Here is a 25,249-nt window from a genome sequence, read left to right as displayed (position 1 = left end):
CTGCAAGTCCGCACCGGCTTGTGTCATCCTCTCGCCCGCGGCGATCGAGGCCGCGCACCGAGGCAAGGAATGGCGACCAGGCGGGGAACGGAGACAGGACGGCGACAGCGGGTCGCCGACGTGGTGGCGGCACATGTCGAGCCGCTGACCCGCTTCAGGATCCAGGACCTGCGCGAGCTCGGTCCGGAGCAGGAATCGTGGGCCGAGATCACCGTGACGACGCGCCAGCGCGTCGAGCTCGACTGGATCGTCACCGCGCATCCCGGCGCGCTGACCGACGAGGGCATCGAGCAGCGCGCCGACCGCGACGCGCTCGAGACCGAGCTGCAGCACCGCCTCGGCGAGGCCGAGCGCACGGTGCCGGCGCTGATCCACCAGTGGGCCCATGACGAGGGCGGCCGCTACCGGCGCCTGCTGCCCGGAGGCCTGTTCACCGCCGGGCTCGACGCGCCGCTGGCCGCCACCGAGACCTGCCCGACCTGCCAGGGCCGCACCCGCCAGGCCTGTCCGGACTGCGAGGGCGGCCACCGGCCCTGCGCGCGCTGCCATGCCGGCGGCCGGATCGCCTGCGAGAGCTGCCGCGGACTGGGGCGCCTCGCCTGCACCGCCTGCCACGGCCAGGGCCGCATCGCGCCGACCGCCCCCCCGGCCGCGACGGCGACGGAGCCCGCGGCGACGAGCGGCGGCACGACGATCGAGTGCGCGGCTTGTGCCGGCCAGGGCTGGCAGTCCTGCGGCAGCTGCGCCGGCCTGGGCCAGTGCGACTGCCCGGACTGCGCCGGCCGCGGACAGCAGGACTGCAGCCGCTGCGGCGCGCTCGGCGAGATCGCCTGCGCCGACTGCCAGGCCAGCGGCCTGCGCCACCTGCTGGGCCGGCTGCGCGAGCAGATCGTCGTCGAGGACCAGATCGAGATCCACCACCCGGACCCGGGCGTGGCCGCCAGCGCGGCGCGCCACTTCACCGACCCGGTCGAGATCGGCGCGCTGGCCGCGCTCGAGGCGGTGCGCTACACCACCGCACCCTATGCGGTGCAGGCGGTGCACCGGCTGCGCCTGCCGGTGCGCCAGGTGCCGCTGCAGATCGGTGCGCAGCCGCTGACCTTCACCGCCTGCGGCCAGGACCTGCGCATCCTCGACTTCCAGCATGTCGTGTCGCTGCTGCTGGCGCTGGACCTGCAGACGCTCGAGCGCAACACGCTCGGCAGCGGCCGCCACCTGCTCGATGCGCTGACGCGCTTTCTGGCCTCGCCGCTGAACACGCGGCTGGCCGTCGGCGACCCGGCCGCCCTGCCCGGCCAGGACGACGACCGGGTCGACCGCGACTATCCGGAGCAGGCCCGAGCCCTGATGCGCCGCGCCACCGAACGGCTGTGGGCGCAGCGCATCTGGCGGCCGAGCCTGGCGCTGCTGGCGCTGGGCACGCTGGTGGCCGGCGCGCTGGTGCTGGCGGCCGCGCCGGCGCTGTCCTGGCCGCTGGCCGCGCTGGGCGGAGCGGGCTGCGCGATCGCCGGCTGGGTGGCGACCGACTGGCGCCAGCGCCAGCGTCTGGCCACCGATCTCGGCCGCGAGGCCGGCGGCGCGCTGGTGCGGCCGCTGCGGCGCGCGCCGGTGTGGCGGCGCACCGCGGCGCTGTCGCTGGCCGCGGCGCTGGTGGCCGGCGGCGTGGCGGCGCTGTCGGCGACCCGGCTGCCGCCGGTGCGCGAGCGCATCGCGCAGCAGCAGCAGCGCCTCGAGGCCGCGCGACAGATCGAGCGCTGGGCCCATGACGGCCGAGACTACCGGCTGCGTCGCTATCCGGACGCGGCGCTGCTGCGCCAGGCCGCCGACGGCGGCAGCGAGACGGCCCGGCTGGTGCGGGCCTGGTCGCTGCTGCTGGGCATCGATGGCCAGAAGGTCGACGCCGGCCAGGCGCGCGAGCTGCTCGACACGCTGACGCGCGGGCCGCAGCCGCCCGAGCCGGCGGTGCTGATCGGCCAGGCGCGCGCGACGCTGCTGCTCGACGGCCGCTCGGTCAGCGCGCTCGAAGGCGCTGCGGCCGGGCTCGAGTCGATCCAGGAAAGCCAGGTGCCCGAGGCCACCTACACCATCGCGCTGCTGCGGCTCGCCCCGGCGGTGGTGGCGCGCCGCGGCGCGGCCGCCGGTCTCGAGGCGCTGCAGCAGGCCGCCGACATGGGTCACCCGTCGGCCTGCCTGGACCTGGGCCGGCGGCTCGCGGCCGGACAGGGGCTGAAGCGCGATCCGGTGGCGGCGCGGCGCTACCTCGCCTTCGCGGCCAGCCGCGGCGTGCCCGGTGCCCCGCAGGCCGCCACGGCTGCACGATGAGCGCTGGCGCCGCGGCGCGAACTCTGTTCCAATCGAGCCCCTGAAGGGGAGTAGTCCCGGCAGCGCCTTCCGTCCCGGAAGGCCTGCGGTGCACGGTTCGTCAGTACGTGGCAGCTTCGGCTGCCTCCGGACCCTGCGTCGCGCGGCCCATCGCGCGATGGACAAGACCTTCAACCCGCTGCAGTCGCGGCGCGCGTTGAAGGTGGATCCTCTCCCGATCCCCGCCGAGACGCCGCCACGGCTGTGCCGATTTCCGCACTCCCTGACGCGACTCTCCATGGAACTGTTCTCCTCCGCCTGGTTCTCCGCCCTGCTGGCGATTGTCCTGATCGACATCGTGCTGGCCGGCGACAACGCCATCGTCATCGCGCTGGCCGCGCGCAACCTGCCCGCCCACCTGCAGAAGAAGGCCATCGTCTGGGGCACCGTCGGCGCCATCATCGTGCGCTCGCTGATGACGCTGGGCGTGGTCTGGCTGCTGAAGATTCCCGGCCTGATGCTGGTCGGCGGCCTGGGCCTGCTGTGGGTCGCCTACGGCCTGATCAAGCCGCAGGACGAGGGCGACGACCACGGCCCGATGGCCAGCACCTTCTGGGGCGCGATGCGCACCATCATCGTCGCCGACGCGCTGATGGGCGTCGACAACGTGCTGGGCGTGGCCGGCGCGGCGCATGGCGCCTTCGACCTGGTGGTCATCGGCCTGCTGATCAGCGTGCCGATCGTCGTCTGGGGGAGCCAGCTGGTGCTGGGCCTGGTCGAGCGCTTTCCCGTCATCAGCGAGATCGGCGCCGCGGTGCTGGCCTTCACCGCCGCGAAGATGATCATCGGCGAGAAGCTGCTCGGCGACGTCTTCACCGCGCAGCCGGCGCTGAGCTGGGTGCTCTACGCGGTGTGCATCATCGGCGTGCTGGGCGCCGGCCGCCTGGCCGCGCGACGTGCGTCGCGTGAGGATGCCGCATCCGCGGCCTGAACCTCGGGGGGCCTTCAACAAGGGGGATGGCGCCGTGCCGGAATTGTCAAGGGCGATTTGACCCAGGGTTTACCCTCAGGTACAAACGCGACCCAGACAGAACTCGACACGAACTCATCATGCTGTACACCCCGATGAACCCGCTGGCCTCCCTCACGCCGCTGCGCGCCGCGCTGCCCTCGCAGCAGCGCGACGCCGACCGCGCGCTGCGCAACTGGCTGGCCCTGCCCTTCGACATGGCCCGAGCGCAGTACGCCAACGCGGTGCGCGGCGGCCTGATCCGGCCGTCGAAGCTGGCCTCGCGCGACTTCGAGCAGCTCGTCGGCTCGATGGAGCGCCTGACGCTGGGCCCGCTAGCCCGCCGCGTCTGAGCCTTGTCAGGTCTCAGCCGAGCCGGCGCCCGCTGAGCTCGGCCAGATAGAACCACTCGGCGCCGGCGCGCGCCCGCGGGTTCGGGAACACCACCCGCCCGTCGGCCGGCGCGAGCACCTCGCGACCATCGGCGCGCCAGCCGATCACCTCGCCGGCGCGCACCGCGTCGAAGCTCGCCCAGTCGCGCGCCAGGCGGTCGCCCTCGGCCTCGCGGTCGATCACGTCGACCAGGCGCACCACCTCGAAGTCCGGCTGCGCGCAGGGCGCGGACGCGCCGGACTCGATCATGCCCAGGTGCTCGAGCGTGCGCAGCGTCGCCTGCCAGGCCACCTCGGGCGCGGCCGGATCGTCATGGCGGCCGCACTCCAGCGTCAGCCCCCAGCCGCCAGCCGAGCGCATGTACTCGGTCGTGCCGATGCCGTACTGCGCATCGCCCCCGCGCCGCGCCACGCCCTTCGCATAGGCCTCCAGCCAGCCCTCGACCACCTGGCGCACGCCCAGCGCCGCCGCCAGCGCGGTCTCGGCCGCCTCGTGGCGGAAGGGCTCCAGATCGCCGTCGTTGTCGCGCGGGCCGACCATCACGAAGGGCTCGCCGTCGGTGTGGAAGGAATGCAGGTCCAGCAGCACCTCGTGGCGCGCCAGCAGCGGGCACAGCACCCGCGCGATGCGGTCCTCGTGGTCCTGCGGGATCGCCATCGGCAGCAGCCGGCGGTTCAGGTTGCGCTCGCCCTCGCGCCGGCCGGCCCGGTGCGCCATCGGGTTGCAGACCGGCACCAGCGTCAGCTCGCCGCGGCGCAGCGCCAGACGGCCGGCATCCAGCGCCTCGATCAGCCGCCCCAGCGCGACCGTGCCGCAGGTCTCGTCGCCGTGCACGCCGCCGAGCACGATCAGCTTCGGTCCGGGCTGCAGCCCGAGGTACTGGTGCACGCGCAGCACGCCGGCCGGCGCACGCGGGAAATCGTTTCGGTTCATGAAGGCAGCATAGCCCGGCCCGCAGGCCGGCGTCAGCGGGATGGCCCGATGGGCACGGGCACGCGCATGCGGCCGCTCAATGGGCCGCCCCGCCGGCGCCCGGATGCAGCCGCCGCCAGGTCTGCGAGGGCAGCTCGCCGTACATGCGCCGGTAGTCCTGGGCGAAATGGCCGAAGTGCCAGAAGCCCCACTGCGCCGCCGCCTCGGTGACCGAGGGCGCCTGGCGCAGCGCGCGGCGCGCGCCGGCCAGCCGGGTCGCGCGCAGATAGGCCGCCGGCGCCAGCCCCAGCACCTGCTGGAAGGCCGCCTGCAGCGTGCGCCGGCTCACGGCCAGCTCGGCGCAGAGCATCGCCACCGTGACCGGCGTCTCCGGATCGCGGTCGACGATCGCGCGGGCCTGCTCGACCAGCGCACGCGGGCGCCGGCCGGCCTCGGGCGGCAGCGCCGCCGCCCCGACCAGCAGTTCCAGCGCATTGGACTGCGCCGCCTGCCGCAGCATGCTGCGCATCGCCGGATTGCCCAGCAGCCGGGGCTGCGCGGCCAGCATCTCGAAGGCGCCGCGCATGAAGTCGCGCAGCGTCGCCAGCGCGCCCTGAGGCGCACGGTGCAGCGTCGCCACCTGGCCGATGCGCTCGAGCAGCGCCTGCTCCTCGGGCGTGGCCAGCCGCGCCAGCTCGGCACGGTCGAATTCCATGCCGGCCATGACCAGCCCGGCCGGCGTGAAGAACTCGAAGCCGCCGCGGCCGGAGAAGGTGCAGAAATGGCCGGCGCCGTCCTCGCCATCCCCCAGGGCGGGGCCGGCCTGCCAGTCGGAGCGGCCGCAGAAGCGTGCCGGCCCGGCCTGCGCCACCTCCGGCAACGCCAGCGGCAGCCCGAGCGCGAGCCGGTCGGCGCGCAGCTCGCCACGCTGGTGCAGGCGCTGGCTGGTGGCCTCGACGAAGAGATGCACACCATCCAGCCAGGCCTCGTCGATGCGGCCCTCGAAGCCGCCAGCCGACAGCTGCGCGTAGTCCTGATGCCAGCCGGTGAGCAGCGCGGCCTGCTCGTCGACGTCGCGGGTGTCGACATGCAGCACCGCGACAGCGGGACAGGCGGTCAGGACGGCATCGGGCGGAGCGGAAAGAGCGGTCATGGCGAGGGCGGCGGCAGGCGGACGAGGCGGCGGGAACCACGCACCAGCACAGGGCAGTCATGCGACGGTCACACAGCATCCAGCAAGCGCCATGCCGGCGCATCGGGATCCGTCCGGGGCCGGGCCCTGCCAAAACTGGATAGCGCACCGGCCGGGCGGGCGCACACCATCGGCGCCATCCGTGAACTTCTTCCGTTCCATCTTCCTTTCTGCCAGGAGCCTGTGCCCATGTCGACACATCTGAAACCCGCGCTGAACGCGTGGCACCTCTGGGGGCTGGCCGTCGGGCTGGTGATCTCGGGCGAGTACTTCGGCTGGAGCTATGGCTGGGCCAGCGCCGGCACGCTGGGCTTCCTCGTCACCGCGCTGATGGTGGCGCTGATGTACACCACCTTCATCTTCAGCTTCACCGAGCTGACCACCGCGATCCCGCATGCCGGCGGCCCCTTCGCCTACGCCTCGCGGGCGCTGGGCCCCACCGGCGGCTTCGTCGCCGGCTTCGCCACGCTGGTGGAGTTCGTGTTCGCGCCGCCCGCCATCGCGCTGGCGATCGGCGCCTACCTGAACGTGCAGTATCCGGCGCTCGACCCGAAGCTGATGGCCGTCGGCGCCTATCTGGTGTTCATGACGCTCAACATCGTCGGCGTGAAGACCGCCGCCACCTTCGAGCTGTTCGTGACGGTGCTGGCCATCGTCGAGCTGCTGGTCTTCATGGGCGTGGTGGCCCCCGGCTTCTCGTGGAGCCACTTCACCGCCAAGGGCTGGTCGGGCGCGGAGAGCTTCTCGGCCGCCTCGATCCCGGGCATCTTCGCGGCGATTCCGTTCGCCATCTGGTTCTTCCTGGCCATCGAGGGCGTGGCGATGGCCGCAGAAGAGGCCAAGGATCCGAAGGTGACGATTCCGCGCGCCTACATCGGCGGCATCCTGACGCTGCTGGTGCTGGCCATCGGCGTGATGGTCTTCGCCGGCGGCGCCGGCGACTGGACGAAGCTGGCCAACATCAACGACCCGCTGCCGCAGGCGATGAAGATGATCGTCGGCGAGAACAGCGGCTGGCTGCACATGCTGGTGTGGATCGGCCTGTTCGGCCTGATCGCCAGCTTCCACGGCATCATCCTGGGCTACTCGCGCCAGATCTTCGCGCTGGCCCGCGCCGGCTACCTGCCGCGCGCGCTGTCCTCGGTGTCGCCGCGCTTCGGCACGCCGTGGCTGGCGGTCATCGCCGGCGGCGTGGTCGGCATCCTGGCGATCTTCAGCGACGAGCTGATCCAGTTCGGCGGCCAGACGCTCACCGCCAACATCGTCACCATGTCGGTGCTGGGCGCCATCGTCATGTACATCATGTCGATGTGGAGCCTGTTCGTGCTGCGCCGCAAGGAGCCCACGCTCGAGCGTCCCTTCCCGGCGATCGGCTACCCCGTGCTGCCGGCGATCGCGCTCGGGCTGGCGGTGGTGTGCCTGGTCACGATGGTCTGGTTCAATCCGCTGGTGTCGGCGATCTTCGCCGGGCTGATGGCGCTGGCCTACGGCTACTTCCGCCTGACCGCCGGCCACCGCGCGACGCTGGCCGCCGACGAGCACCTGATGCCGCAGGCCTGAACCCTCCCTCGTTCACCCTCTCCTTTCGTCCATGCCCTACTCCCACACGCTGGGCGGCCAGGTCTGGCACTTCGCCGACCTGGCCACGCTGATGGCCCGCGCCACGCCCCTGCGCTCGGGCGACGTGCTCGCCGGCGTGGCCGCGCGCACCATGACGGAGCGCATGGCCGCGCGCATGGCGCTGGCCGAGCTGCCGCTGAAGGCCTTCCTGTCCGAGGCGCTGGTGCCCTACGAGATCGACGAGGTCACCCGGCTGATCGTCGACAGCCACGACGCGGGGGCCTTCGCCGAGATCGCGCACCTGACGGTGGGCGACTTCCGCGACTGGCTGCTGCTCGACGCCACCGACGAGGCGACGCTGGCGCGGGTGCGCCGCGGCATCACGCCGGAGATGGCCGCGGCCGTCTCCAAGCTGATGCGCAACCAGGACCTGATCCGGGTGGCGCGCAAGTGCCGGGTGATCACGCGATTCCGCAACACGCTGGGCCTGCCCGGGCGCATGGCGATGCGGCTGCAGCCCAACCACCCGACCGACGACGCACGCGGCATCGCGCTGTCGATGCTCGACGGGCTGATGTACGGCGCCGGCGACGCGGTGATCGGCATCAACCCGGCCGGCGACGGGCTCGACGCGCTGGGCGACCTGATGCGGCTGACCGACGAGGTGATCCAGCGCTTCGGGATCCCGACCCAGTCCTGCGTGCTGACGCATGTGACCAACCAGATCCGCGCCATCGAGCAGGGCGCGCCGGTCGACCTGGTCTTCCAGTCGATCGCCGGCACCGAGGCCGCCAACCGCAGCTTCGGCATCGACCTGGCGGTGCTGCGCGAGGCGCGCGAGGCGGCGCTGTCGCTCGGGCGCGGCACGCTGGGCGACAACGTCATGTACTTCGAAACCGGCCAGGGCTCGGCGCTGTCGGCCGGTGCCCACCACGGCCTGGACCAGCAGACCTGCGAGGTGCGCGCCTACGCGGTGGCGCGCGCCTTCGAGCCGATGATCTGCAACACGGTGGTCGGCTTCATCGGCCCGGAATACCTCTTCGACGGCAAGCAGATCGTGCGCGCCGGGCTGGAGGACCATTTCTGCGGCAAGCTGCTGGGCCTGCCGATCGGCTGCGACGTCTGCTACACCAACCATGCCGAGGCCGACTCGGACGACATGGACAACCTGATGCTGCTGCTGGGCGCGGCCGGCGTCACCTTCCTGATCGGCGTGCCCGGCGCCGACGACGTGATGCTGAACTACCAGAGCACCTCCTTCCACGACGCGCTGGTGCTGCGCGAGGTGCTGGGCCTGAAGCGCGCGCCCGAGTTCGAGGCCTGGCTGCAGCGCATGGGCCTGACCGACGCCGAGGGCCGGCTGCTGCCCTCCCCGGCCCGGCACGCGCTGCTGGAGCATTTCGCATGAGCGCCGACGACGACACCTTCGACGCCCGCCGAGCGCCCGCCGCGCTGGTGCCCGCCGACGCCTGGGCCGCGCTGCGGGCGCTGACGCCGGCGCGCATCGGCCTGGGCCGCGCCGGCGCCAGCCTGCCCACGCGCGAGCTGCTGGCCTTCGGCGCGGCGCATGCGCAGGCGCGCGACGCGGTGCACCTGCCGCTGGACGTCGCCACGCTGGGCCCGCGCCTGCAGGCGCTGGGGCTGCAGACGATCGAGGTGGCCAGCGCCGCCGCCGACCGCTCGACCTACCTGCTGCGCCCGGATCTGGGCCGGCGGCTCGGCGGCACCGGCGGCGCGCGGCTGGACGCGCATGCCGCCGCGCACGGCCCGCTGGCCGACGACGCGCTGCTGATCGTCGTCGGCGACGGCCTGTCCTCGGCGGCGGTCGAGCGCCAGGCGGTGCCGCTGCTGGCCGAACTGCAGCGCCAGCGCCCGCCCGGCTGGTCGCTCGGCCCGGTGGTGGTGGCCACGCAGGCGCGGGTCGCGCTGGGCGACGACATCGGCCAGCGCCTGGGCGCGGCGATGGTGGCGGTGCTGATCGGCGAGCGCCCGGGCCTGAGCTCGCCCGACAGCCTCGGCGTCTACCTGACCCGCGCGCCGAAGGTCGGGCGCAGCGACGCCGAGCGCAACTGCCTGTCCAACGTGCGCGACGCAGGCCTGGTGCATGCCGAGGCGGCGCGCAGGCTGTGGTGGCTGGCCGAGGCCGGACGCCGGCTGGGTGCCACCGGCGTGGCGCTGAAGGACGACAGCGGCCTCGACCTGCTGACCTGAACGCGACGGCACCGGGCCGACGCCCGGGCCCGTTCAGTCCACCCGTTCGGCGTCGCCGCGCTTGGCCACCAGCGTCAGGATGTCGTAGCTGGCCACCAGCTCGCCGTGCTGGTTCGTCACCTCGACGTCCCAGGCCACCACGCCCTGGCCGACACCGCTGGGGTCGACCCGGTTGCGGTCGATCCTGCGCTTGCAGGTCAGCCGCGCGCGGATCGTGTCGCCGATGGCCACCGGCTTGACGAAGCGCAGCGTGTCCAGCCCGTAGTTGGCCAGCACCGGCCCTGGCGCCGGCGACACGAACAGGCCCGCAGCCGCCGACAGCACGAAGTAGCCGTGCGCGATGCGCTGGCCGAACTGCGTCTCGCGGGCGGCCACCTCGTCGAAGTGCATGTAGAAGAAGTCGCCCGAGATGCCGCCGAAGGCGACGATGTCGGCCTCGGTCACGGTGCGCCGGTGCGTCAGCAGCGACTCGCCCACCCGCAGGTCCTCGAAATGGCGCCGGAAGGGGTGGACCTCGGTCTCGATGACGTCGGCGCCGCGCACATGCTCGCCCGTGATCGCCGCCAGCATCGTCGGCGAGCCCTGCACCGCCGCGCGCTGCAGCAGGTGCCGGACGGCGCGCAGGCCGCCCAGCTCCTCGCCGCCGCCGGCGCGCCCCGGCCCGCCGTGCTTGAGCGGCGGCAGCGGCGAGCCGTGGCCGGTCGACTCCTTGGCGGAAACGCGGTCGAGCACATGCAGCCGCCCGTGCAGCGCCGCCATCGCCGGCACCACCTGCGCGGCCACCTTGGGCGAGCGCGTCACCAGCGAGGCCACCAGCGAGCCGCGCCCGCGCGCGAGCAGCTCAACCGCCTCGTCCATCGAGTCGAAGGGCATCAGCGTGCTGACCGGGCCGAAGGCCTCGAGGTCGTGCACCGCCGCATCGCGCCAGGGGTCGCGGCTGAGCAGCAGCGTCGGCGCGAAGAAGGCGCCGTGCTCGGTGCCCGCCCCCACCGGCATGACGTCGGTGCCGCCGCCGCAGACCAGCTCGGCGTGCTCGCGCAGCCGCGCCACCCGCTCGGCGACGTCGGCCTGCTGCGCGTGCGAGGCCAGCGGCCCCATCTTCACGCCCTCCAGCGCCGGATCGCCCACGACGATGCGGCCCAGGCGCGCCCGGAGCCGCTCGGCCACCGCATCGAGGTGGCGCCGCGGCACCAGCGCGCGGCGGATCGCGGTGCATTTCTGCCCGGCCTTGACCGTCATCTCGCGCGCGACCTCGCGCACGAAGAGCTCGAACTCCTCGTCATCCGGCGTCACGTCGTCGGCCAGCACCGCGCCGTTGAGCGAATCGGCCTCGGCGTTGAAGGGCACCGACTGGCGCACCAGGTTCGGATGCACCCGCAGCTTCGCCGCGGTGTCGGCCGAGCCGGTGAAGGTGACCACGTCGCGGCCGTCGAGCCGGTCGAGCAGGTCGCCGGTGCCGCCGATCACCAGCTGCAGGCTGCCGGCCGGCAGCAGGCCGCTGGCGTCGATCAGCCGCACCAGCGCCTCGGTCAGGTAGCTGGTGGCGGTCGCCGGCTTGCCGATGCACGGCAGCCCGGCCAGGAAGCTGGGCGCGAACTTCTCCAGCAGCCCCCAGACGGGAAAGTTGAAGGCGTTGATGTGCACCGCCAGGCCCCGGCGCGGCACCAGGATGTGCGTGCCGGCAAAGCCGCCGCCCTTGCCCAGCGGCATCGCCGGCCCCTCGTGCAGCACATTGCCCGAGGGCAGCTCGCCCGCGCCCAGGCTGGCATACGCGAACAGCGTGCCGATGCCGCCCTCGATGTCGATCCAGGCGTCGCTGCGGGTGGCCCCCGTGGGGACGGAGGCCGCGTAGAGCGCCTCCTTGTGCTCGAGCAGGTATTTCGCCAGCGCCTTGAGCCGCTGCGCGCGCTGCTGGAAGTCCAGCGCCAGCAGCCCGCGCAGGCCGGCGACGCGGGCGAAGTCGACCGCCTCGGCGAAGTCGATCGCCTCGGCGTGGGTGTGGGCGACGACGCGGCCGTCGATCGCGCTGCGCAGCGCCGCGGCCGGCTCGGCGCCGATCCAGCGGCCGGCGATGAAGCTCTGCAGGTTCATGGGGGTGCTCATGGTCGGCCTCGGCTCACGGTGCGTACTTCCAGGTGCCCTTGTCGATCCGGACCATCACGCGCGCGCGCTGGTCCAGGCCCAGGTGATCGGCCGCCGACAGGCTGAAGATGCCGTGCGCGCCGGGCAGCTCGCGCACCTGCTCGATGGCGTCGCGCAGCGCGGCGCGGAATTCCGGCGTGCCGGGCTTGGCCTTCTTCAGCGCCACCGGCGCGGCGGCGCTCATCAGCAGGCCGGCATCCCAGGCATGGCCGCCGAAGGTCGAGACGCTGCCCTTGCCCTGTGCGGCCTCGTAGGCGGCGACATAGGCCAGCGCCGACTTGCGCACCGGGTGGCTGGCGGGCAGCTGCTCGGCCACCAGCACCGGTCCGGCCGGAAGGAAGGTGCCCTCGACGTCCTTGCCGCCCACGCGCAGGAAGTCGGCGTTGGCCACGCCATGCGTCTGGTAGAGCTTGCCCGCGTAGCCGCGCTCCTTCAGGGTGCGCTGCGGCAGCACCGCCGGCGTGCCCGAGCCGGCGACCAGGATCGCGTCGGGCTGCGCCGACATCAGCTTCAGGACCTGGCCGGTGACCGAGGTGTCGTTGCGCGCGTAGCGCTCGCTGGCCACGACACGCAGCTTCTTCAGCTCGGCCGCCTTGGTGAACTCCTGGAACCAGCCCTCGCCGTAGGCGTCGGCGAAGCCGATGAAGCCCACGGTGCGCACGCCGGCGGCGGCCATGTGCTCGGCGATCGCCAGCGACATCTGGATGTCGTTCTGCGGCGTCTTGAAGACCCAGCGCTTCTTGGCGTCCTGCGGCTCGACGATGCGGGCGGACGCCGCCATCGAGATCATCGGCACCTGCGCCTCCGCCACCGCGTCGATCATCGCCAGCGAGTTGGGCGTGGTCGTCGAGCCGATGATGATGTCGACCTTGTGCTCGGTGATGAGCTTGCGGGTGTTGGCCACCGCGGTGGTGGTGTCGGAGGCATCGTCCAGGACGATGTAGTTCACCTTCTCCGCGCCGATCGTCTTGGGCATCAGCGCGATGGTGTTCTTCTCCGGGATGCCCAGCGAGGCGGCCGGGCCGGTGGCCGAGACCGTCACGCCGACGTTGATGTCGGCCAGCGCGGCCGAGCTGGCCAGCGCCGCCGCCAGCGCCAGCAGGGTGCGCACGGGATGGGGACGAGAGGTCTTCTTCTTCACGGTGTGTCTCCTCTGGGGGGTGGAGCGGGCACGCTCACATGGGGCAGCCCGCCAAGAAAGAGATCGGCGACGATCGGGGCCATCGCCTCGTGGTCGAGCGAGCCGTCGGGCCGCAGCCAGGTGAACATCCAGTTGATCATGCCGAACAGCAGCATCGACACCGGCACCGCCAGCCGCGCCGCGTCCAGGTCCGGGCGCAGCTCGCCCAGCGCGCGCGCGAAGCCGTCGACCACCCGGCGCTCGGTCACCAGGATGCGCTCGCGGTCGGTTTCTTCCAGGAAGCGCACGTCCTCGGTCAGCACCCGGTGCGCGTTCTGCGCGCCGGCATATTCCTGCACGAAGCGGATGATCAGCCGGTGCAGGCGCGGCCGCGCCGGCTGGCCCTCGGCCTCGATCTCGGCCACCAGCTCGGCCAGCCGGCCGACATGGTCCTCGGCGATCTGCACCAGCAGCGCGTACTTGTCGCGGTAGTAGTGGTAGAGCGTCGGCTTGGACAGGCCGCAGGCCTCGGCCAGCTGGTTCATCGAGGTGGCGGGATAGCCGCGCCGCGCGAACAGGTCGGCGGCATGGGCGAGGATCATCTCGCGCTGGTCGTCATAGGCGGGGGAGCGGGTACGGGCCACGGGATCAGGAAGCGTCGGGGGTCGGGCGTCTCGGTCGGGGCGCGTCGCGGCGGGGCTCAGCGCTCGTCGAAGGACAGCACGACCCGTGGGGTCAGCGGATGCGACTGGCAGGTCAGCACGAAGCCGGCGGCCACCTCGTGGGCCTCGAGCGAGAAGTTGCGATCCATGCGCACCTGCCCCTCGAGCACGCGGGCCCGGCAGGTGCAGCATACCCCGGACTTGCAGGAATACGGCACGTCCAGCCCGGCGCGCGCGGCCGCCTCCAGCAGGCTGGCGTCGCCGGCGCGGAACTCGATCTCGCGGCGCAGGCCGTCGCGCACGATGCTGACCGTCGCCTGCGGCGCGTCGCCCGGCAGCACCGGGTGCAGCTGCGCGGGCGACTGGCCGCGCTCCGCATCCGGCACGCCGAAGCGCTCGACATGCAGGCGCTCGGGCGCCACGCCGGCCGCCTTCAGTCCGGCCTCGACAGTGTCGTTGAAGCCGTGCGGACCGCAGACGAAGGCCTGGTCGATCCGGTCCGCCGGCACCACGGTGCGCAGCAGCAGCGCCAGCTTGGCCTCGTCCAGCCTGCCGGCGTTCAGCGGCGTGTCCACCGGCTCGGCCGAGAACACCGGGTGCAGCGCCAGCCGGGTCAGGAAGCGGTTCTTCAGGTCCTCGAGCTCCTCGCGGAACATCGTCGAGCGCAGCGAGCGATTCGCATAGACCAGCGTGAAGCGGCTGGCCGGTTCGGTTTCGAGCACCGTCTTCAGGATCGACAGGATCGGCGTGATGCCGCTGCCGGCCGCAAAGCCGACGACATGGCGCGCCGCGCCCTCGGCGGCCGGCATCGGCAGCGTGAAGTGGCCCTGCGGCGGAAAGACCTGCAGCGTGTCGCCGGCCTTCAGCCGCGAGCCGATCCAGTTCGAGAAGCGCCCGCCGGGCACCCGGCGCACGCCCACCCGCAGCACGCCGTCCTGCGGCGCGGCGCAGATCGAATAGGAGCGGCGCAGGTCCTCGCCGTCCACCTCGGCGCGCAGCGTCAGGTACTGGCCGGCCTGGAAGCGGAAGGTCTCGGCCAGCGCCTCGGGCAGCGCGAAGCTCAGCAGCACCGCCTCGTCGGTGTCGGGGCGGACCTCGCGGACGGTGAGTTCGTGGAAATGCAGGCTCATGATTTCAGATCGGCTTGAAGTGCTCGAAGGGCTCGCGGCAGGCCAGGCAGCGCCACAGCGACTTGCAGGCGGTCGAGCCGAAGGCCGACAGCCTCTCGGTGCGCGGGCTGTCGCAGCGCGGGCAGGACGGATCGGCCGACGCCGCCGGCTCAACCGGTGCAGCCGCGCGGCGATGCAGCCGCACCGGCACGCCCTCGCCGGCCGCCACCGGTCCCGGCGGCGCGATGCCGTACTCGCGCAGGCGCCGGCGGCCCTGTTCGCTGATCCAGTCGGTGGTCCAGGCCGGCGCGCGGCGCAGCGTGACCGCGAAGGGCGCCAGGCCCGCGGCCTCCAGCGCCTCGGCGACGCTGGCCTCAATCGCCTCGGTGGCCGGGCAGCCGCTGTAGGTGGGCGTGAGCACCACCTCCAGCGCGCCCTCCTCGTCCAGCCGCACCTCGCGGACGATGCCGAGATCGCGCAGCGTCAGCACCGGGATCTCCGGATCGGGCACCGGGTCGATCGCCTGCCACGCCGCCTCGATGCGGCCGAGCACCTGCGCGCCGCACATCACCAGGCTCCGCCCGGATAGGCGCGCTGCAGATGCTGCATCTCGGCCAGCAGCCGGCCCATGTGCTCGCTGTGCACGCCGCGCCGGCCGGTGGTGACGTGGCTGCCCGTGGCCGGCGCACGCACGCCGGCCTCGTCCAGCAGCGCCTGCATCGCCGCATGCCAGTCCTCGCGCAGATCGGCCCAGCGCGGGCCCAGGCCGCTGGCCGCCGCCGCCTCGTCGACTGCATCGGCCTCGAACAGCTCCGGCGTGTAGCGCCAGAGCCGGTCGAGCGCGTCCTGCAGCCGGCGGTGCGACTCGGGCGTGCCATCGCCCAGGCGCACCACCCAGTCGGCCGCGTGCTGCTCGTGGTAGCGCGACTCCTTCAGCGCCTTGGCGGCGATCGCGGCCAGCTCGGCATCGCGGGAATCCTGCAGCCGCGTCCACATCAGCCGCATCCAGGTGGCGACCGCCGCATTGCGCAGCACGGTGAAGGCGAAGTCGCCGCGCGGCAGCTCCACCAGCGTCGGGTTCAGGTAGTCGCGCTCCTCGCGCAGGAAGGCGAGCTGGTCCTCGTCGAAGGCGGCCGGCGCGCCGCGCTCGTGGCCGACCTGGCCGGCGCGGGTCAGCAGCGCACGCGCCTGGCCGATCAGGTCGAGCGCGAGGTTGGTCAGCGCGATGTCCTCCTCGAGGATGGGCGCGTGGCCGCACCACTCGCCCAGGCGCTGCGCATGGATCAGGCAGAAGTCGCCCAGGCGCAGCAGGTAGTGCACCGCCGGATCGCGGCCGGGCTGGATGGAAGGCGTGCTCATCGGTCGGTCGCTCCGCTCACATGTGGTTCACGGACTCGGGCAGCGCGTAGAAGGTCGGGTGGCGGTACACCTTGTCCTCCATCGGATCGAAGTAGATGTCCTTGTCGCCGGGATCGCTGGCGGTGATCTGGCTGGAGGGCACCACCCAGATGCTGGTGCCCTCCTGGCGGCGGGCATAGACCTCGCGGGCCAGCTGGATGGCCATCGCGGCGTCCGGCGCATGCAGGCTGCCGCAGTGCTTGTGGTCCAGGCCCGCCTTCGGGCGGACGAAGACCTCCCACAGCGGCCATTCGTTGCGGGCGGCGTCGTGGCCGGTCGGTGCGTTCGGGGTGCTCATGCGGAAACCTTCTCCGGTTCGGTGTGCTTGCGGGCGTGGGCGAGTGCGGCCTCGCGCACCCAGGCGCCCTCTTCCCAGGCGTCGACGCGCATCTGCAGCCGCTCGCGGTTGCAGGGTCCGTCGCCGCCGACGACGCGCCAGAACTCCGCCCAGTCGATCGGGCCGAAGTCCCAGTGCTGGCGCGCCTCGTTCCACTTCAGGTCCGGGTCGGGCAGCGTGACGCCGAGCACCTCGGCCTGCGGCACGGTGGCATCGACGAACTTCTGGCGCAGGTCGTCGTTGGAGATGCGCTTGATGCCCCAGCGCATCGACTGCGCCGAGTTCGGGCTCTGGTCGTCGGTGGGGCCGAACATCATCAGGCAGGGCCACCACCAGCGGTCCACCGCGTCCTGCACCATCGCGCGCTGCGCCTCGGTGCCCTCCTTCATCATCACCAGCAGGCTGTCGTAGCCCTGGCGCTGGTGAAAGCTCTCCTCGCGGCAGATGCGCACCATCGCGCGCGCATAGGGCGCGTAGCTGCAGCGGCAGATCGGCACCTGGTTCATGATCGCCGCGCCGTCGACCAGCCAGCCGATCACGCCGATGTCGGCCCAGGTCAGCGTGGGGTAGTTGAAAATCGAGCTGTACTTGGCGCGGCCCGAGTGCAGCGCGCCCAGCATCTCGTCGCGGCTGGAGCCCAGCGTCTCGGCCGCGGCGTAGAGGTAGAGGCCGTGGCCGCCCTCGTCCTGCACCTTGGCCATCAGGATGGCCTTGCGCTTGAGCGTGGGCGCGCGGGTGATCCAGTTGCCCTCGGGCAGCATGCCGACGATCTCCGAGTGCGCGTGCTGGCTGATCTGGCGCAGCAGCGTGCGACGGTAGTTCTCGGGCATCCAGTCCTTGGCCTCGATGAAGGCGCCGTCGTCGATGCGCGCGTCGAAGCGTTCCTGCAGATGGCGCTCGCGCTGCATCTCCTCGACGCTGCGCACCGGGCGTGCGGCGCCCTCGCCGGGGCCGTCGCGGCCCATCGTGTCCATGGCTTGCGTGTACATGCTTGGCTCCTGAATGCGGAGGGCCGCCTCAGCGCGGGCGGCGGTCGAACACCCGCCGGGCCTTGCCGACCAGCGTGCGCTCCAGCGAATCGCTGGGCAGCACCTCGACCCGGGTCGAGATGCCCACCAGCGTCTTGATGCGCTGCGCCACCCAGTCGGCCGCGGCGCGGGCATCGGCCGGCGACAGCGCCAGCCCCGGCTGGCTCTCGCAGCACACCCGCACCTCGTCGAGGGGGCCGTCGCGACCGACATGGATCTGGTACTGGCCGGAGAGCTGCGCATGCGCCAGCACGATCTCCTCGATCTGGGTCGGGAAGACGTTGACGCCGCGGATGATCAGCATGTCGTCGCTGCGGCCGACGATCTTGCCGATGCGCCGGAAGGCGCGCGAGGTCGGCGGCAGCAGCCGGGTGAGGTCGCGGGTGCGGTAGCGGATCACCGGCAGCGCCTCCTTGGTCAGCGTGGTGAAGACCAGCTCGCCCTCCGATCCGTCGGGCAGCACCTCGCCGGTCTCCGGGTCGATGATCTCGGGGTAGAAATGGTCCTCCCAGATCACCGGGCCGTCCTTGCTCTCGACGCATTCGCTGGCCACCCCCGGCCCCATCACCTCCGACAGGCCGTAGATGTCGACCGCGTCGATCGCGGCCTTGGCCTCGATCTCGCGGCGCATCGCCTCGGTCCAGGGCTCGGCGCCGAAGATGCCGACCTTCACCGACATCTCGCGCGGGTCCAGCCCCTGGCGCGCGAACTCCTCGACGATCACCTGCATGTAGCTCGGCGTGACCATGATGAGGTCGGGCTGGAAGTCGCGGATCAGCTGCACCTGCTTCTCGGTCTGGCCGCCCGACATCGGGATCACGGTGCAGCCCAGGCGCTCGGCGCCGTAGTGGGCGCCGAGGCCGCCGGTGAACAGGCCGTAGCCGTAGGCGATGTGCACGATGTCGCCGGCACGGCCGCCGGCGGCGCGGATCGAGCGCGCCACCAGATCGGCCCAGCGGTCGATGTCGCCGGCGGTGTAGCCGACCACGGTGGGCTTGCCGGTGGTGCCCGACGAGGCATGGATGCGCGCCACCTGCGTGCGCGGCACCGCGAACAGCCCGAAGGGATAGTTGTCGCGCAGATCCTTCTTGGTGGTGAACGGAAACTTCGCCAGGTCGGCGAGCGTCTTCAGGTCGTCCGGATGCACGCCGCGCGCGTCGAACGCCTGGCGGTAGTGCGGCACGTGGTCATAGGCATGGCGCAGCGTCTGGCGCAGGCGCTGGAGCTGCAGCGCGGCGATCTCGTCGCGGCTGGCGGTCTCGATCGGCTCCAGGTCGCCGGGGGCGGGTTGGCGCACGGGCATGGGTCGAAGTCTCCTCAGGCGGCGGGCGGCACGGTCGGCCGGCCCTTCATGCGGTGGGAGCGCCCGCGGAAGACCGCGATGCGCTCGCCGCGCTGGTTGGTGACGGTCACGTCGTACACGCCGGTGCGCCCGGCCAGCGAGACCTCCTCGGCCGCGGCGGTGAGCCGGTCGCCCTCGCGGCCCGGCGCCAGGAAGTCCACCGACAGGCCGGAGGCCACCGTCAGCTCGTTGTACGCGTTGCAGGCATAGGCGAAGGCCGAGTCCGCCAGCGTGGCGATCAGCCCGCCGTGGCAGATGCCGAAGCCGTTGAGCATGTCGGGGCGCACCGTCATCGTCATCACCGCGCGCCCCGGCGCGATCGACGCCACCGCGATGCCCAGCGCCTGGCAGGCGCGGTCCTCGCGCATCATCGCCACGGCCACATGGTCGGCGGTGGCCTGGGGGCTCAGGTCGTGTCCGTTCATGGCGCGCGCTCAGCGGTCGGAAAAGCTCGGCGCGCGCCGGGCCATGAAGGCGGCCACGCCTTCCTGATAGTCGTGCGCGAAGCCCAGCTCGCGCTGCAGCGCCTGCTCGTGGTCGAGCGCGCCGGCCAGGTCGGTCTGCTGCGCGGCATCCAGCGCGCGGCGGGTCTCGACCAGCGCGCGCGTCGGCATCGCGGCCAGCCGCGCGGCCAGCGCGCCGACCTCGCCCGCCAGCTCCGCGTCGTCGACGCAGCGCCAGATCAGGCCGATGCGCTCGGCCTCCACGGCGGGCAGGCGGTCCCCCAGCATCGCCAGGCCCAGCGCCCGCGCCCGGCCGACCGCGCGCGGCAGCAGCCAGGTGCCGCCGCAGTCCGGCACCAGGCCGATCTTCGAGAAGGCCTGGATGAAGCTGGCCGAGCGCGCTGCCACCACCAGATCGCAGGCCAGCGCCAGATTGGCGCCCGCGCCGGCGGCCACGCCGTTGACCGCCGCGATCACCGGCACCGGCATCGAGCGCAGCCGCAGCAGCATCGGCCGGTAGAAATGCTCCAGCAGATGGCCGATGTCCTTCGGCGCGGCGCCGCTGGCGCGCGCGGCCTCGTCCGGCGGCGAGATCGCCGGATCGGCCAGATCCTGCCCGGCGCAGAAGGCGCGGCCCGCGCCGGTCAGCACCACGCAGCGCACGCTGCGGTCCTCGGCCGCCGCGTCCAGCGCCAGGAAGAGCGCGCGCAGCAGCTCGGTGGTCAGGCTGTTGAGCACCGCCGGGCGGTCCAGCGTCAGCGTCAGCACCGCGCCGGCGCGCTCCAGGCGCAGCGGAGAGTCAGGGGCCGCAGAGGGTGCGGAGGGTTCGGGCGTCACGTCAGGCATCAGGGTGTCTCCTGGGGTCTCGTCAATTGACCGACCGTTCGGTAGATATTAGGCTCCCAGCTTGATCCCGGACAATCAAGGAGAACCCCGATGCCCTGCTACAGCCTCGAAGGCGTCATCCCGGTCGTGCATCCGAGCGCGCATGTGCATCCGACCGCGGTGCTGATCGGCGACGTGCATGTCGGCCCGGACTGCTATGTGGGCCCGTGCGCGAGCCTGCGCGGCGACTTCGGCCGCATCGTGCTGGAGGAAGGCGCCAATCTGCAGGACACCTGCGTGGTGCATGGCTTTCCCGAGCAGGTCACGCTGATCGAGCGCAACGGCCACATCGGCCACGGCGCGGTGCTGCACGGCTGCACCGTGCGCCGCGACGCGCTGGTCGGCATGAACGCGGTGCTGATGGACGAGGCGGAGATCGGCGCGGAGGCGATCGTCGCGGCCTGCGCCTTCGTGCCGGCGGGCGCACGGGTGGCGCCGCGCACGCTGGTGGCGGGCACGCCCGCGAAGCTGATGCGCGAACTCAGCGAGGCCGAGGTGGCCTGGAAGCTCGAGGGCACCCGCACCTATCACGACCTGACCCGGCGCTGCCTGGCCACGCTGGTCGAGGTGCAGCCGCTGGCCGAGGCCGAGGCGGTCCGCCCGGTGCTGCAGGCGCCGCAGGTGAAGTCGCTGATCGCGACGCGGCGGGGGTGAACGGACAGGCGGGCTCGGGGCGGCCGAACGCAGGGAACGGCGCGCGCCCTGCCCCGGGTCTCAGCGCCAGGCCGCCTCGCCCCAGCGCAGCATCTGCTTGAGCTGCGCCGGGTCGGTGTCGGCGCCGATGTGCACGCACTCGATGCCGAAGACCTCGGCCCAGGCGCGCAGCTGGTCCATGGTCACGTTCTGGCTGAACACCGTGTGGTGGGCGCCGCCGGCGTGGATCCAGGCCTCGGTGCCGCGGGCCAGATCGGGCAGCGGCCGGTAGACGGCGTGGGCCACCGGCAGGCGCGGCAGCGCCTGCGGCGGCGCGACCACGTCGACCTCGTGGCAGATCAGGCGGAAGCGGTGGCCGAGGTCGATCAGCGTGCTGTGGATCGCGCGGCCGGGCGCGGCCGTGAAGATCAGGCGCGCCGGATCGTCCTTCTTGCCGATCGACAGCGGCTGCACGTCCAGGCGCGGGCGCTCCTGCGCGCCGGCGATGCTCGGGCAGACCTCGAGCATGTGCGCGCCCAGCACCAGCTCCTCGCCCGGCACCAGGTGGTAGGTGTAGTCCTCCATGAAGGACGCGCCGCCCGGCTTGCCGGCGCCCATGATCTTGATCGCGCGCAGCAGCGCGGCCGTCTTCCAGTCGCCCTCGGCGCCGAAGCCGTAGCCGTCGGCCATCAGGCGCTGCACCGCCAGGCCCGGCAGCTGGCGGATGCCGTGCAGGTTCTCGAAGGTGGTGGTGAAGGCGCCGAAGCCACCGCGCTGCAGGTAGTCGCGCAGGCCGGCCTCGATGCGGGCGGCGTCGACCAGGCGGGCGCGGCGCTCGCCGCCCTCGCGCACCTCGGGCACCAGCTCGTAGTCGGCCTCGTAGGCCTGCAGCAGCGCCTGCACCCGGTCCTCGTCGATGGCGTCGATGCGTGCGGCCAGATCGCCCAGCGCATGGCCGTTGACCGCATAGCCGAAGCGCAGCTGCGCCTCGACCTTGTCGCCCTCGGTGACCGCGACCTCGCGCATGTTGTCGCCGAAGCGCGCGACCTTCAGCTGCTGGCTGTCCTGCACCGCGGCGACCACGCGCATCCAGTCGCCCAGGCGGCGCTGCAGCGTGGCCTCGCTCCAGTGGCCAACGATGACCTCGTGCGGGCGCTTGAGCCGCGCGGCGATGTGGCCGAACTCGCGACCGCCGTGCGCGGTCTGGTTCAGGTTCATGAACTGCATGTCGATGGTCGCCCACGGCAGCTCGGCGTTGAACTGCGTGTGCAGCTGCATGAAGGGCTTGCGCAGCGCCGACAGGCCGGCGATCCACATGCGTGCCGGCGAGAAGGTGTGCATCCAGGTGACCAGGCCGGCGCAGCGCGGATCGGCATCGGCCTGGCGGCACAGCGCCAGGATGCCGTCGCTGTCGGTGACCACCGGCTTGAGCACCAGGCGCAGCGGCAGCGCGCCGCTGGCGTTCAGCCCGGCGCACAGGGCCTCGGCATGGGCGCTGACCTGCTGCAGCGTCTTCGGGCCGTACAGGTGCTGGGAGCCGACGACGAGCCAGCAGTCGAGATCGGGAACGGTGATGGGCATGATGAAGACAGCGGAAAGGAACGGAAGGAAGGAGGAACGGGAGGAGAGCCCGGTTCAGGTGCGGGCGGCGGGCGGCTGCTGGCCGTAGGTCGCGCCGGGGCCGTGCTTGCGCAGGTAGTGCTTGTCCAGCAGCGCGGCGCCGATCGGGCGCCGGTCGGCAGCGAGCTGGCGGGTGTAGAGCGCCAGGCGCGCGACCTCCTCCAGCACCGCGGCGTGGTGCACCGCCTGGGCGGCGTCACGCCCCCAGGCGAAGGGCGCGTGCTCGCTCACCAGCACGCCCGGACAGGCCGCGGGATCGCGCCCGGCCAGCGTCTCGACGATCACCTCGCCGGTCGCGCCCTCGTAGTCGCGGGCGATCTCGTCGGGGCGCAGCGGGCGCGAGCACGGCACCTCGCCATGGAAATAGTCCGCATGGGTGGTGCCCAGCGCGGGAATCGGCAGCCCGGCCTGGGCCCAGGCGGTCGCATGCGTCGAATGGGTATGCACGATGCCGCCGATGTCCGGCCACTGGCGGTACAGGTGCAGATGGGTGGCGGTGTCCGACGAGGGCTTGAGCGTGCCGGCCACCCGCGCGCCGTCGGCCAGCGCCAGCACCACGATGTCCTCGCGCTGCAGCCGCTCGTAGGCCACGCCGCTGGGCTTGATCGCCATCCAGCCGCGGGCGCGGTCGACGCCGCTGACATTGCCCCAGGTGAACAGCACCAGGCCGTGGCGCGGCAGCGCCAGATTGGCCTGCAGCACCTGCTCGCGCAGCGCGTCGAGCGCCTGGCGATCGGCCGCCGCGTCCTCGGGGCGCGGCACGCATTCGGCGACGGGAGGAAAGGAAAGGGGCAGAGTCATGAGGCCTCGACAGCGGACGGCAGGACGGGAAAGGCCAGCGGCTCGGCGGCCGGCGCATGCAGCGGCTCGGTGGCGGCGACCCAGCGCTGGTAGCGCTGGAACAGCGGCTGCAGCAGCGCATGGCGCGCGGCATCGGGCCGGTGCACGGCCGCCAGCGGACTGGCCATCGCGGCCATCGCCGGCTCGACACTCGCATGGGCACCGGCCGCCACCGCGCCGAAGATGGCCGCGCCGAGCGCACAGCACTCGTCGGAGGCGACCACCTCGACCTCGCGGTCGCAGACATCGGCCAGCAGCTGCATCAGGGCCGGCGCCTTGCGCGCGATGCCGCCGAGCGCGCGCACGCGCCGCACCGGCACGCCCTGGCGCTCGAAGGCCTCGTTGACGGCCCGCGCGCCGAAGGCGGTGGCCAGCAGCGCGGCGCCGAACAGGTCGACCGGATCGCTGGCCAGCGTCAGATGGCCGAGCACGCCCTGCAGCCGCTGGTCGGCGCCGGGGCTGCGGCGGCCGTTGATCCAGTCGAGCATCAGCGGCGTGCGCGCCAGCGTGGCCGCCGGATCGGTCTGCCAGCGCTGCAGCCAGGCCTGGCTGAGCGCCGGCAGCAGCGCGGCACGGGCCTCGGCCAGCGCCGGGGCACAAGCCGCCAGTTCGGGCCGCTGCGCCGCCCAGTCGAGCGCGCCGCCGAGCAGGCCGCTCATCCACGCGTACAGGTCGCCGAAGGCCGACTGGCCGGCCTCCAGGCCGACCCAGCCCGGCAGCACCGAGCCCTCGACCTGGCCGCAGATGCCGGCGATCGTGCGCTCGCCGAGCTGCCGCGGATCGACGACGGTGATGTCGCAGGTCGAGGTGCCGATGACCTTGACCAGCATCCCCGGCGCCACGCCCGCGCCGACCGCCCCCATGTGGCAGTCGAAGGCGCCACCGGCCACGACCACGGCCGCCGGCAGGCCCAGGCGCTCGGCCCAGTCCGGATCCAGGCGGCCCAGCGGCACCTCGGCGGTCTGGGTCGCACGGTAGAGCGGCGCGTCGAGCCGCTGCAGCGCGTCGCCGCCATAGGCCTGCAGGAATCCGGCCGGCGGCAGACCGCCCCAGCGCGGCGACCACAGCGCCTTGTGGCCGGCCGCGCAGCGCCCGCGTGGCAGCACGGTCGGCGCACTGCGGCCCGCCAGCAGCGCCGGCATCCAGTCGCACAGCTCGACCCAGCTGCAGGCGGCGGCCGCCACGGCCGGCGCGCTGCGGCTGACATGCAGGATCTTGGCCCACCACCACTCGCTGGAATAGACGCCGCCGGCCTCGCGGGTGACGTCGGGCTGCGTGCCGCCGTGGGCTAGGTCGTTGAGCGCCTGCGCCTCGGCGATCGCGGTGTGGTCCTTCCACAGCACGAACATCGCGTCGGGGTTCTCGGCGAATTCCGGGCGCAGGGCCAGCACGCGGCCCTCGGCGTCGATCGGCGCCGGCGTCGAGCCGGTGCTGTCGATGCCGATGCCGACCACCGCGGCGCGGCCGGCCGCGCCGAGTGCCTCGCCGACCTCGCGCACGGCGGCGGTCATCGCCTCGATGTAGTCGGCCGGGTGGTGGCGGTAGCGCTGGGCCGCCGGGTCGCAGTACAGGCCGCGGGCCCAGCGCGGGTAGGCGGCCGCGGCGCTGGCCAGTTCACGGCCGTCGGCACAGCGCACGGCCAGCGCACGCACGCTGTCGCTGCCAAAGTCGATGCCGATGCTGATCGCGTTGTCGATATTCACGTCACGGAATCCTCGAAGGGGTTTCCACCGCGATGGCGGCAGATATTCAGACGAGCGGCAGTGTGGCGGCATCGATCGCCGGACGACAAACACGATCCGGCTGGAAACATGCACGAAACGCGTGCGATGCACATCAGCCCACCGGGCACGCCGGCCGCTGTACGCGATGGTTTTCATCCATGGACAAGATCGGGAGCCCGGGCCGGTCCTGCGACAGGGCCGCTGCAGGCGCGAACGCAGACTTCCCCCTGAAAGCGGTGCCGGACTGGCCGGCGGCCTGTTCATCGTCGGTCAAAGGCATGGACTTTTCGGCTGACGATTGCCGTCATCCGGGTGAACCCTCAGGCGACATTCACCCGGTCTCGCCTAACCTGCGGTCCGCGTCGCCGACGGCAGCCGACCGGCCGGA

General features: G+C 72.7%; 23 protein-coding genes. 7 read left to right on the top strand and 16 right to left on the bottom strand.

The window, feature by feature from the left end:
* Positions 1-120: 120 nt before the first annotated feature.
* The 3 genes from HNQ01_RS08530 (at position 121) to HNQ01_RS08520 (ending at position 3,663) form a co-directional block, all read left to right on the top strand.
* The gene (locus HNQ01_RS08530; RefSeq protein WP_173804948.1) at positions 121-2,322 is read left to right on the top strand and encodes an SEL1-like repeat protein; all 2,202 of its coding nucleotides are present in this window, start codon (positions 121-123) and stop codon (positions 2,320-2,322) included.
* A 277-nt stretch (positions 2,323-2,599) separates the two neighbouring features.
* On the top strand, positions 2,600-3,292 hold the full coding sequence (locus HNQ01_RS08525; RefSeq protein ID WP_173804947.1) for a TerC family protein: 693 nt from the start codon (positions 2,600-2,602) through the stop codon (positions 3,290-3,292).
* A 119-nt stretch (positions 3,293-3,411) separates the two neighbouring features.
* The gene (locus HNQ01_RS08520; protein WP_173804946.1) at positions 3,412-3,663 is read left to right on the top strand and encodes a hypothetical protein; all 252 of its coding nucleotides are present in this window, start codon (positions 3,412-3,414) and stop codon (positions 3,661-3,663) included.
* Positions 3,664-3,676: 13 nt separating this feature from the next.
* Here HNQ01_RS08520 and HNQ01_RS08515 read toward each other — a convergent pair whose 3' ends face one another.
* Together HNQ01_RS08515 and HNQ01_RS08510 are read right to left on the bottom strand one after the other, a co-directional pair.
* Positions 3,677-4,636 (bottom strand): M14 family metallopeptidase, encoded by a 960-nt coding sequence (locus HNQ01_RS08515; RefSeq protein ID WP_173804945.1) that lies wholly within the window; start codon positions 4,634-4,636, stop codon positions 3,677-3,679.
* Between the two features lie 76 nt (positions 4,637-4,712).
* Positions 4,713-5,768 (bottom strand): helix-turn-helix domain-containing protein, encoded by a 1,056-nt coding sequence (locus tag HNQ01_RS08510; protein WP_173804944.1) that lies wholly within the window; start codon positions 5,766-5,768, stop codon positions 4,713-4,715.
* A 228-nt stretch (positions 5,769-5,996) separates the two neighbouring features.
* On the opposite strand from HNQ01_RS08510, the gene eat reads away from it, so the two are divergent.
* The 3 genes from eat to eutC are packed head-to-tail and all read left to right on the top strand — an operon-like array spanning position 5,997 to position 9,578.
* A complete protein-coding gene (gene eat / locus HNQ01_RS08505) occupies positions 5,997-7,367 on the top strand; it encodes an ethanolamine permease (protein WP_173804943.1) in 1,371 nt (456 codons plus the stop codon).
* Positions 7,368-7,398: 31 nt separating this feature from the next.
* Positions 7,399-8,775, top strand: a complete 1,377-nt coding sequence (locus tag HNQ01_RS08500; protein ID WP_173804942.1) for an ethanolamine ammonia-lyase subunit EutB — start codon at positions 7,399-7,401, stop codon at positions 8,773-8,775.
* Positions 8,772-9,578, top strand: coding sequence for an ethanolamine ammonia-lyase subunit EutC (gene eutC / locus HNQ01_RS08495; protein WP_173804941.1), 807 nt, complete (start codon positions 8,772-8,774; stop codon positions 9,576-9,578). Before HNQ01_RS08500 ends, eutC begins: the two co-directional genes overlap by 4 nt.
* Positions 9,579-9,611: 33 nt before the next feature.
* Here eutC and paaZ read toward each other — a convergent pair whose 3' ends face one another.
* From paaZ to HNQ01_RS08440, 11 genes are read right to left on the bottom strand one after another with little or no spacing between them, the layout of a single operon-like run.
* Complete coding sequence (paaZ, locus tag HNQ01_RS08490; protein WP_173804940.1) at positions 9,612-11,681, bottom strand: phenylacetic acid degradation bifunctional protein PaaZ; 2,070 nt, start codon at positions 11,679-11,681, stop codon at positions 9,612-9,614.
* Between the two features lie 13 nt (positions 11,682-11,694).
* Complete coding sequence (locus HNQ01_RS08485; RefSeq protein ID WP_173805086.1) at positions 11,695-12,831, bottom strand: ABC transporter substrate-binding protein; 1,137 nt, start codon at positions 12,829-12,831, stop codon at positions 11,695-11,697.
* A gap of 26 nt (positions 12,832-12,857) precedes the next feature.
* Positions 12,858-13,484 carry a TetR/AcrR family transcriptional regulator gene (locus HNQ01_RS08480; RefSeq protein WP_173804939.1) on the bottom strand — a complete coding sequence of 209 codons (627 nt, stop codon included), beginning with the start codon at positions 13,482-13,484 and terminating at the stop codon, positions 12,858-12,860.
* Positions 13,485-13,540: 56 nt separating this feature from the next.
* Positions 13,541-14,632 carry a 1,2-phenylacetyl-CoA epoxidase subunit PaaE gene (gene paaE, locus HNQ01_RS08475; protein ID WP_173804938.1) on the bottom strand — a complete coding sequence of 364 codons (1,092 nt, stop codon included), beginning with the start codon at positions 14,630-14,632 and terminating at the stop codon, positions 13,541-13,543.
* A gap of 4 nt (positions 14,633-14,636) precedes the next feature.
* A complete protein-coding gene (gene paaD, locus HNQ01_RS08470; RefSeq protein ID WP_173804937.1) occupies positions 14,637-15,179 on the bottom strand; it encodes a 1,2-phenylacetyl-CoA epoxidase subunit PaaD in 543 nt (180 codons plus the stop codon).
* The gene (gene paaC, locus HNQ01_RS08465) at positions 15,179-15,970 is read right to left on the bottom strand and encodes a 1,2-phenylacetyl-CoA epoxidase subunit PaaC (RefSeq protein ID WP_173804936.1); all 792 of its coding nucleotides are present in this window, start codon (positions 15,968-15,970) and stop codon (positions 15,179-15,181) included. Before paaC ends, paaD begins: the two co-directional genes overlap by 1 nt.
* A 16-nt stretch (positions 15,971-15,986) precedes the next feature.
* Positions 15,987-16,307 (bottom strand): 1,2-phenylacetyl-CoA epoxidase subunit PaaB, encoded by a 321-nt coding sequence (paaB, locus tag HNQ01_RS08460; protein ID WP_173804935.1) that lies wholly within the window; start codon positions 16,305-16,307, stop codon positions 15,987-15,989.
* Positions 16,304-17,335, bottom strand: a complete 1,032-nt coding sequence (gene paaA / locus HNQ01_RS08455) for a 1,2-phenylacetyl-CoA epoxidase subunit PaaA (protein ID WP_173804934.1) — start codon at positions 17,333-17,335, stop codon at positions 16,304-16,306. Before paaA ends, paaB begins: the two co-directional genes overlap by 4 nt.
* A gap of 28 nt (positions 17,336-17,363) precedes the next feature.
* Entirely contained in the window at positions 17,364-18,677 is a 1,314-nt protein-coding gene (gene paaK, locus HNQ01_RS08450; RefSeq protein ID WP_173804933.1) for a phenylacetate--CoA ligase PaaK, read from the bottom strand.
* Between the two features lie 14 nt (positions 18,678-18,691).
* Positions 18,692-19,141 (bottom strand): hydroxyphenylacetyl-CoA thioesterase PaaI, encoded by a 450-nt coding sequence (gene paaI, locus HNQ01_RS08445; RefSeq protein WP_173804932.1) that lies wholly within the window; start codon positions 19,139-19,141, stop codon positions 18,692-18,694.
* A 9-nt stretch (positions 19,142-19,150) separates the two neighbouring features.
* On the bottom strand, positions 19,151-20,005 hold the full coding sequence (locus HNQ01_RS08440; protein ID WP_173804931.1) for an enoyl-CoA hydratase-related protein: 855 nt from the start codon (positions 20,003-20,005) through the stop codon (positions 19,151-19,153).
* Between the two features lie 90 nt (positions 20,006-20,095).
* On the opposite strand from HNQ01_RS08440, the gene HNQ01_RS08435 reads away from it, so the two are divergent.
* Complete coding sequence (locus HNQ01_RS08435; RefSeq protein ID WP_173804930.1) at positions 20,096-20,698, top strand: phenylacetic acid degradation protein PaaY; 603 nt, start codon at positions 20,096-20,098, stop codon at positions 20,696-20,698.
* A gap of 60 nt (positions 20,699-20,758) precedes the next feature.
* Here HNQ01_RS08435 and araA read toward each other — a convergent pair whose 3' ends face one another.
* Genes araA through HNQ01_RS08420 form a run of 3 tightly spaced genes read right to left on the bottom strand, consistent with a single transcriptional unit; the run spans position 20,759 to position 24,840 of the window.
* Positions 20,759-22,258 carry an L-arabinose isomerase gene (gene araA / locus HNQ01_RS08430; RefSeq protein WP_173804929.1) on the bottom strand — a complete coding sequence of 500 codons (1,500 nt, stop codon included), beginning with the start codon at positions 22,256-22,258 and terminating at the stop codon, positions 20,759-20,761.
* Positions 22,259-22,312: 54 nt separating this feature from the next.
* Positions 22,313-23,098, bottom strand: a complete 786-nt coding sequence (locus HNQ01_RS08425) for an L-ribulose-5-phosphate 4-epimerase (RefSeq protein ID WP_173804928.1) — start codon at positions 23,096-23,098, stop codon at positions 22,313-22,315.
* The gene (locus tag HNQ01_RS08420) at positions 23,095-24,840 is read right to left on the bottom strand and encodes a ribulokinase (protein ID WP_353621666.1); all 1,746 of its coding nucleotides are present in this window, start codon (positions 24,838-24,840) and stop codon (positions 23,095-23,097) included. Before HNQ01_RS08420 ends, HNQ01_RS08425 begins: the two co-directional genes overlap by 4 nt.
* Positions 24,841-25,249 lie beyond the last annotated feature (409 nt).

It is taken from the genome of Sphaerotilus uruguayifluvii (genome assembly GCF_013294065.1).
Classification (GTDB): Bacteria; Pseudomonadota; Gammaproteobacteria; order Burkholderiales; family Burkholderiaceae_C; genus Sphaerotilus; species Sphaerotilus uruguayifluvii.
Note: the sequence above shows the minus strand (reverse complement) of the source record. Positions and strands in the feature narration are given on the sequence as shown.

Excerpts from the sequence above, each read along its gene's own strand:
- eat (WP_173804943.1), top strand. The coding sequence starts at position 5,997 with ATGTCGACACATCTGAAACCCGCGCTGAACGCGTGGCACCTCTGGGGG.
- paaB (WP_173804935.1), bottom strand. The coding sequence starts at position 16,307 with ATGAGCACCCCGAACGCACCGACCGGCCACGACGCCGCCCGCAACGAA.
- paaI (WP_173804932.1), bottom strand. The coding sequence starts at position 19,141 with ATGAACGGACACGACCTGAGCCCCCAGGCCACCGCCGACCATGTGGCC.
- HNQ01_RS08440 (WP_173804931.1), bottom strand. The coding sequence starts at position 20,005 with ATGCCTGACGTGACGCCCGAACCCTCCGCACCCTCTGCGGCCCCTGAC.
- HNQ01_RS08515 (WP_173804945.1), bottom strand. The coding sequence starts at position 4,636 with ATGAACCGAAACGATTTCCCGCGTGCGCCGGCCGGCGTGCTGCGCGTG.
- HNQ01_RS08520 (WP_173804946.1), top strand. The coding sequence starts at position 3,412 with ATGCTGTACACCCCGATGAACCCGCTGGCCTCCCTCACGCCGCTGCGC.
- paaZ (WP_173804940.1), bottom strand. The coding sequence starts at position 11,681 with ATGAGCACCCCCATGAACCTGCAGAGCTTCATCGCCGGCCGCTGGATC.
- araA (WP_173804929.1), bottom strand. The coding sequence starts at position 22,258 with ATGCCCATCACCGTTCCCGATCTCGACTGCTGGCTCGTCGTCGGCTCC.
- eutC (WP_173804941.1), top strand. The coding sequence starts at position 8,772 with ATGAGCGCCGACGACGACACCTTCGACGCCCGCCGAGCGCCCGCCGCG.
- paaC (WP_173804936.1), bottom strand. The coding sequence starts at position 15,970 with ATGAGCACGCCTTCCATCCAGCCCGGCCGCGATCCGGCGGTGCACTAC.
- HNQ01_RS08500 (WP_173804942.1), top strand. The coding sequence starts at position 7,399 with ATGCCCTACTCCCACACGCTGGGCGGCCAGGTCTGGCACTTCGCCGAC.
- HNQ01_RS08435 (WP_173804930.1), top strand. The coding sequence starts at position 20,096 with ATGCCCTGCTACAGCCTCGAAGGCGTCATCCCGGTCGTGCATCCGAGC.
- HNQ01_RS08425 (WP_173804928.1), bottom strand. The coding sequence starts at position 23,098 with ATGACTCTGCCCCTTTCCTTTCCTCCCGTCGCCGAATGCGTGCCGCGC.
- HNQ01_RS08510 (WP_173804944.1), bottom strand. The coding sequence starts at position 5,768 with ATGACCGCTCTTTCCGCTCCGCCCGATGCCGTCCTGACCGCCTGTCCC.
- paaE (WP_173804938.1), bottom strand. The coding sequence starts at position 14,632 with ATGAGCCTGCATTTCCACGAACTCACCGTCCGCGAGGTCCGCCCCGAC.
- paaD (WP_173804937.1), bottom strand. The coding sequence starts at position 15,179 with ATGTGCGGCGCGCAGGTGCTCGGCCGCATCGAGGCGGCGTGGCAGGCG.
- HNQ01_RS08525 (WP_173804947.1), top strand. The coding sequence starts at position 2,600 with ATGGAACTGTTCTCCTCCGCCTGGTTCTCCGCCCTGCTGGCGATTGTC.
- paaA (WP_173804934.1), bottom strand. The coding sequence starts at position 17,335 with ATGTACACGCAAGCCATGGACACGATGGGCCGCGACGGCCCCGGCGAG.
- paaK (WP_173804933.1), bottom strand. The coding sequence starts at position 18,677 with ATGCCCGTGCGCCAACCCGCCCCCGGCGACCTGGAGCCGATCGAGACC.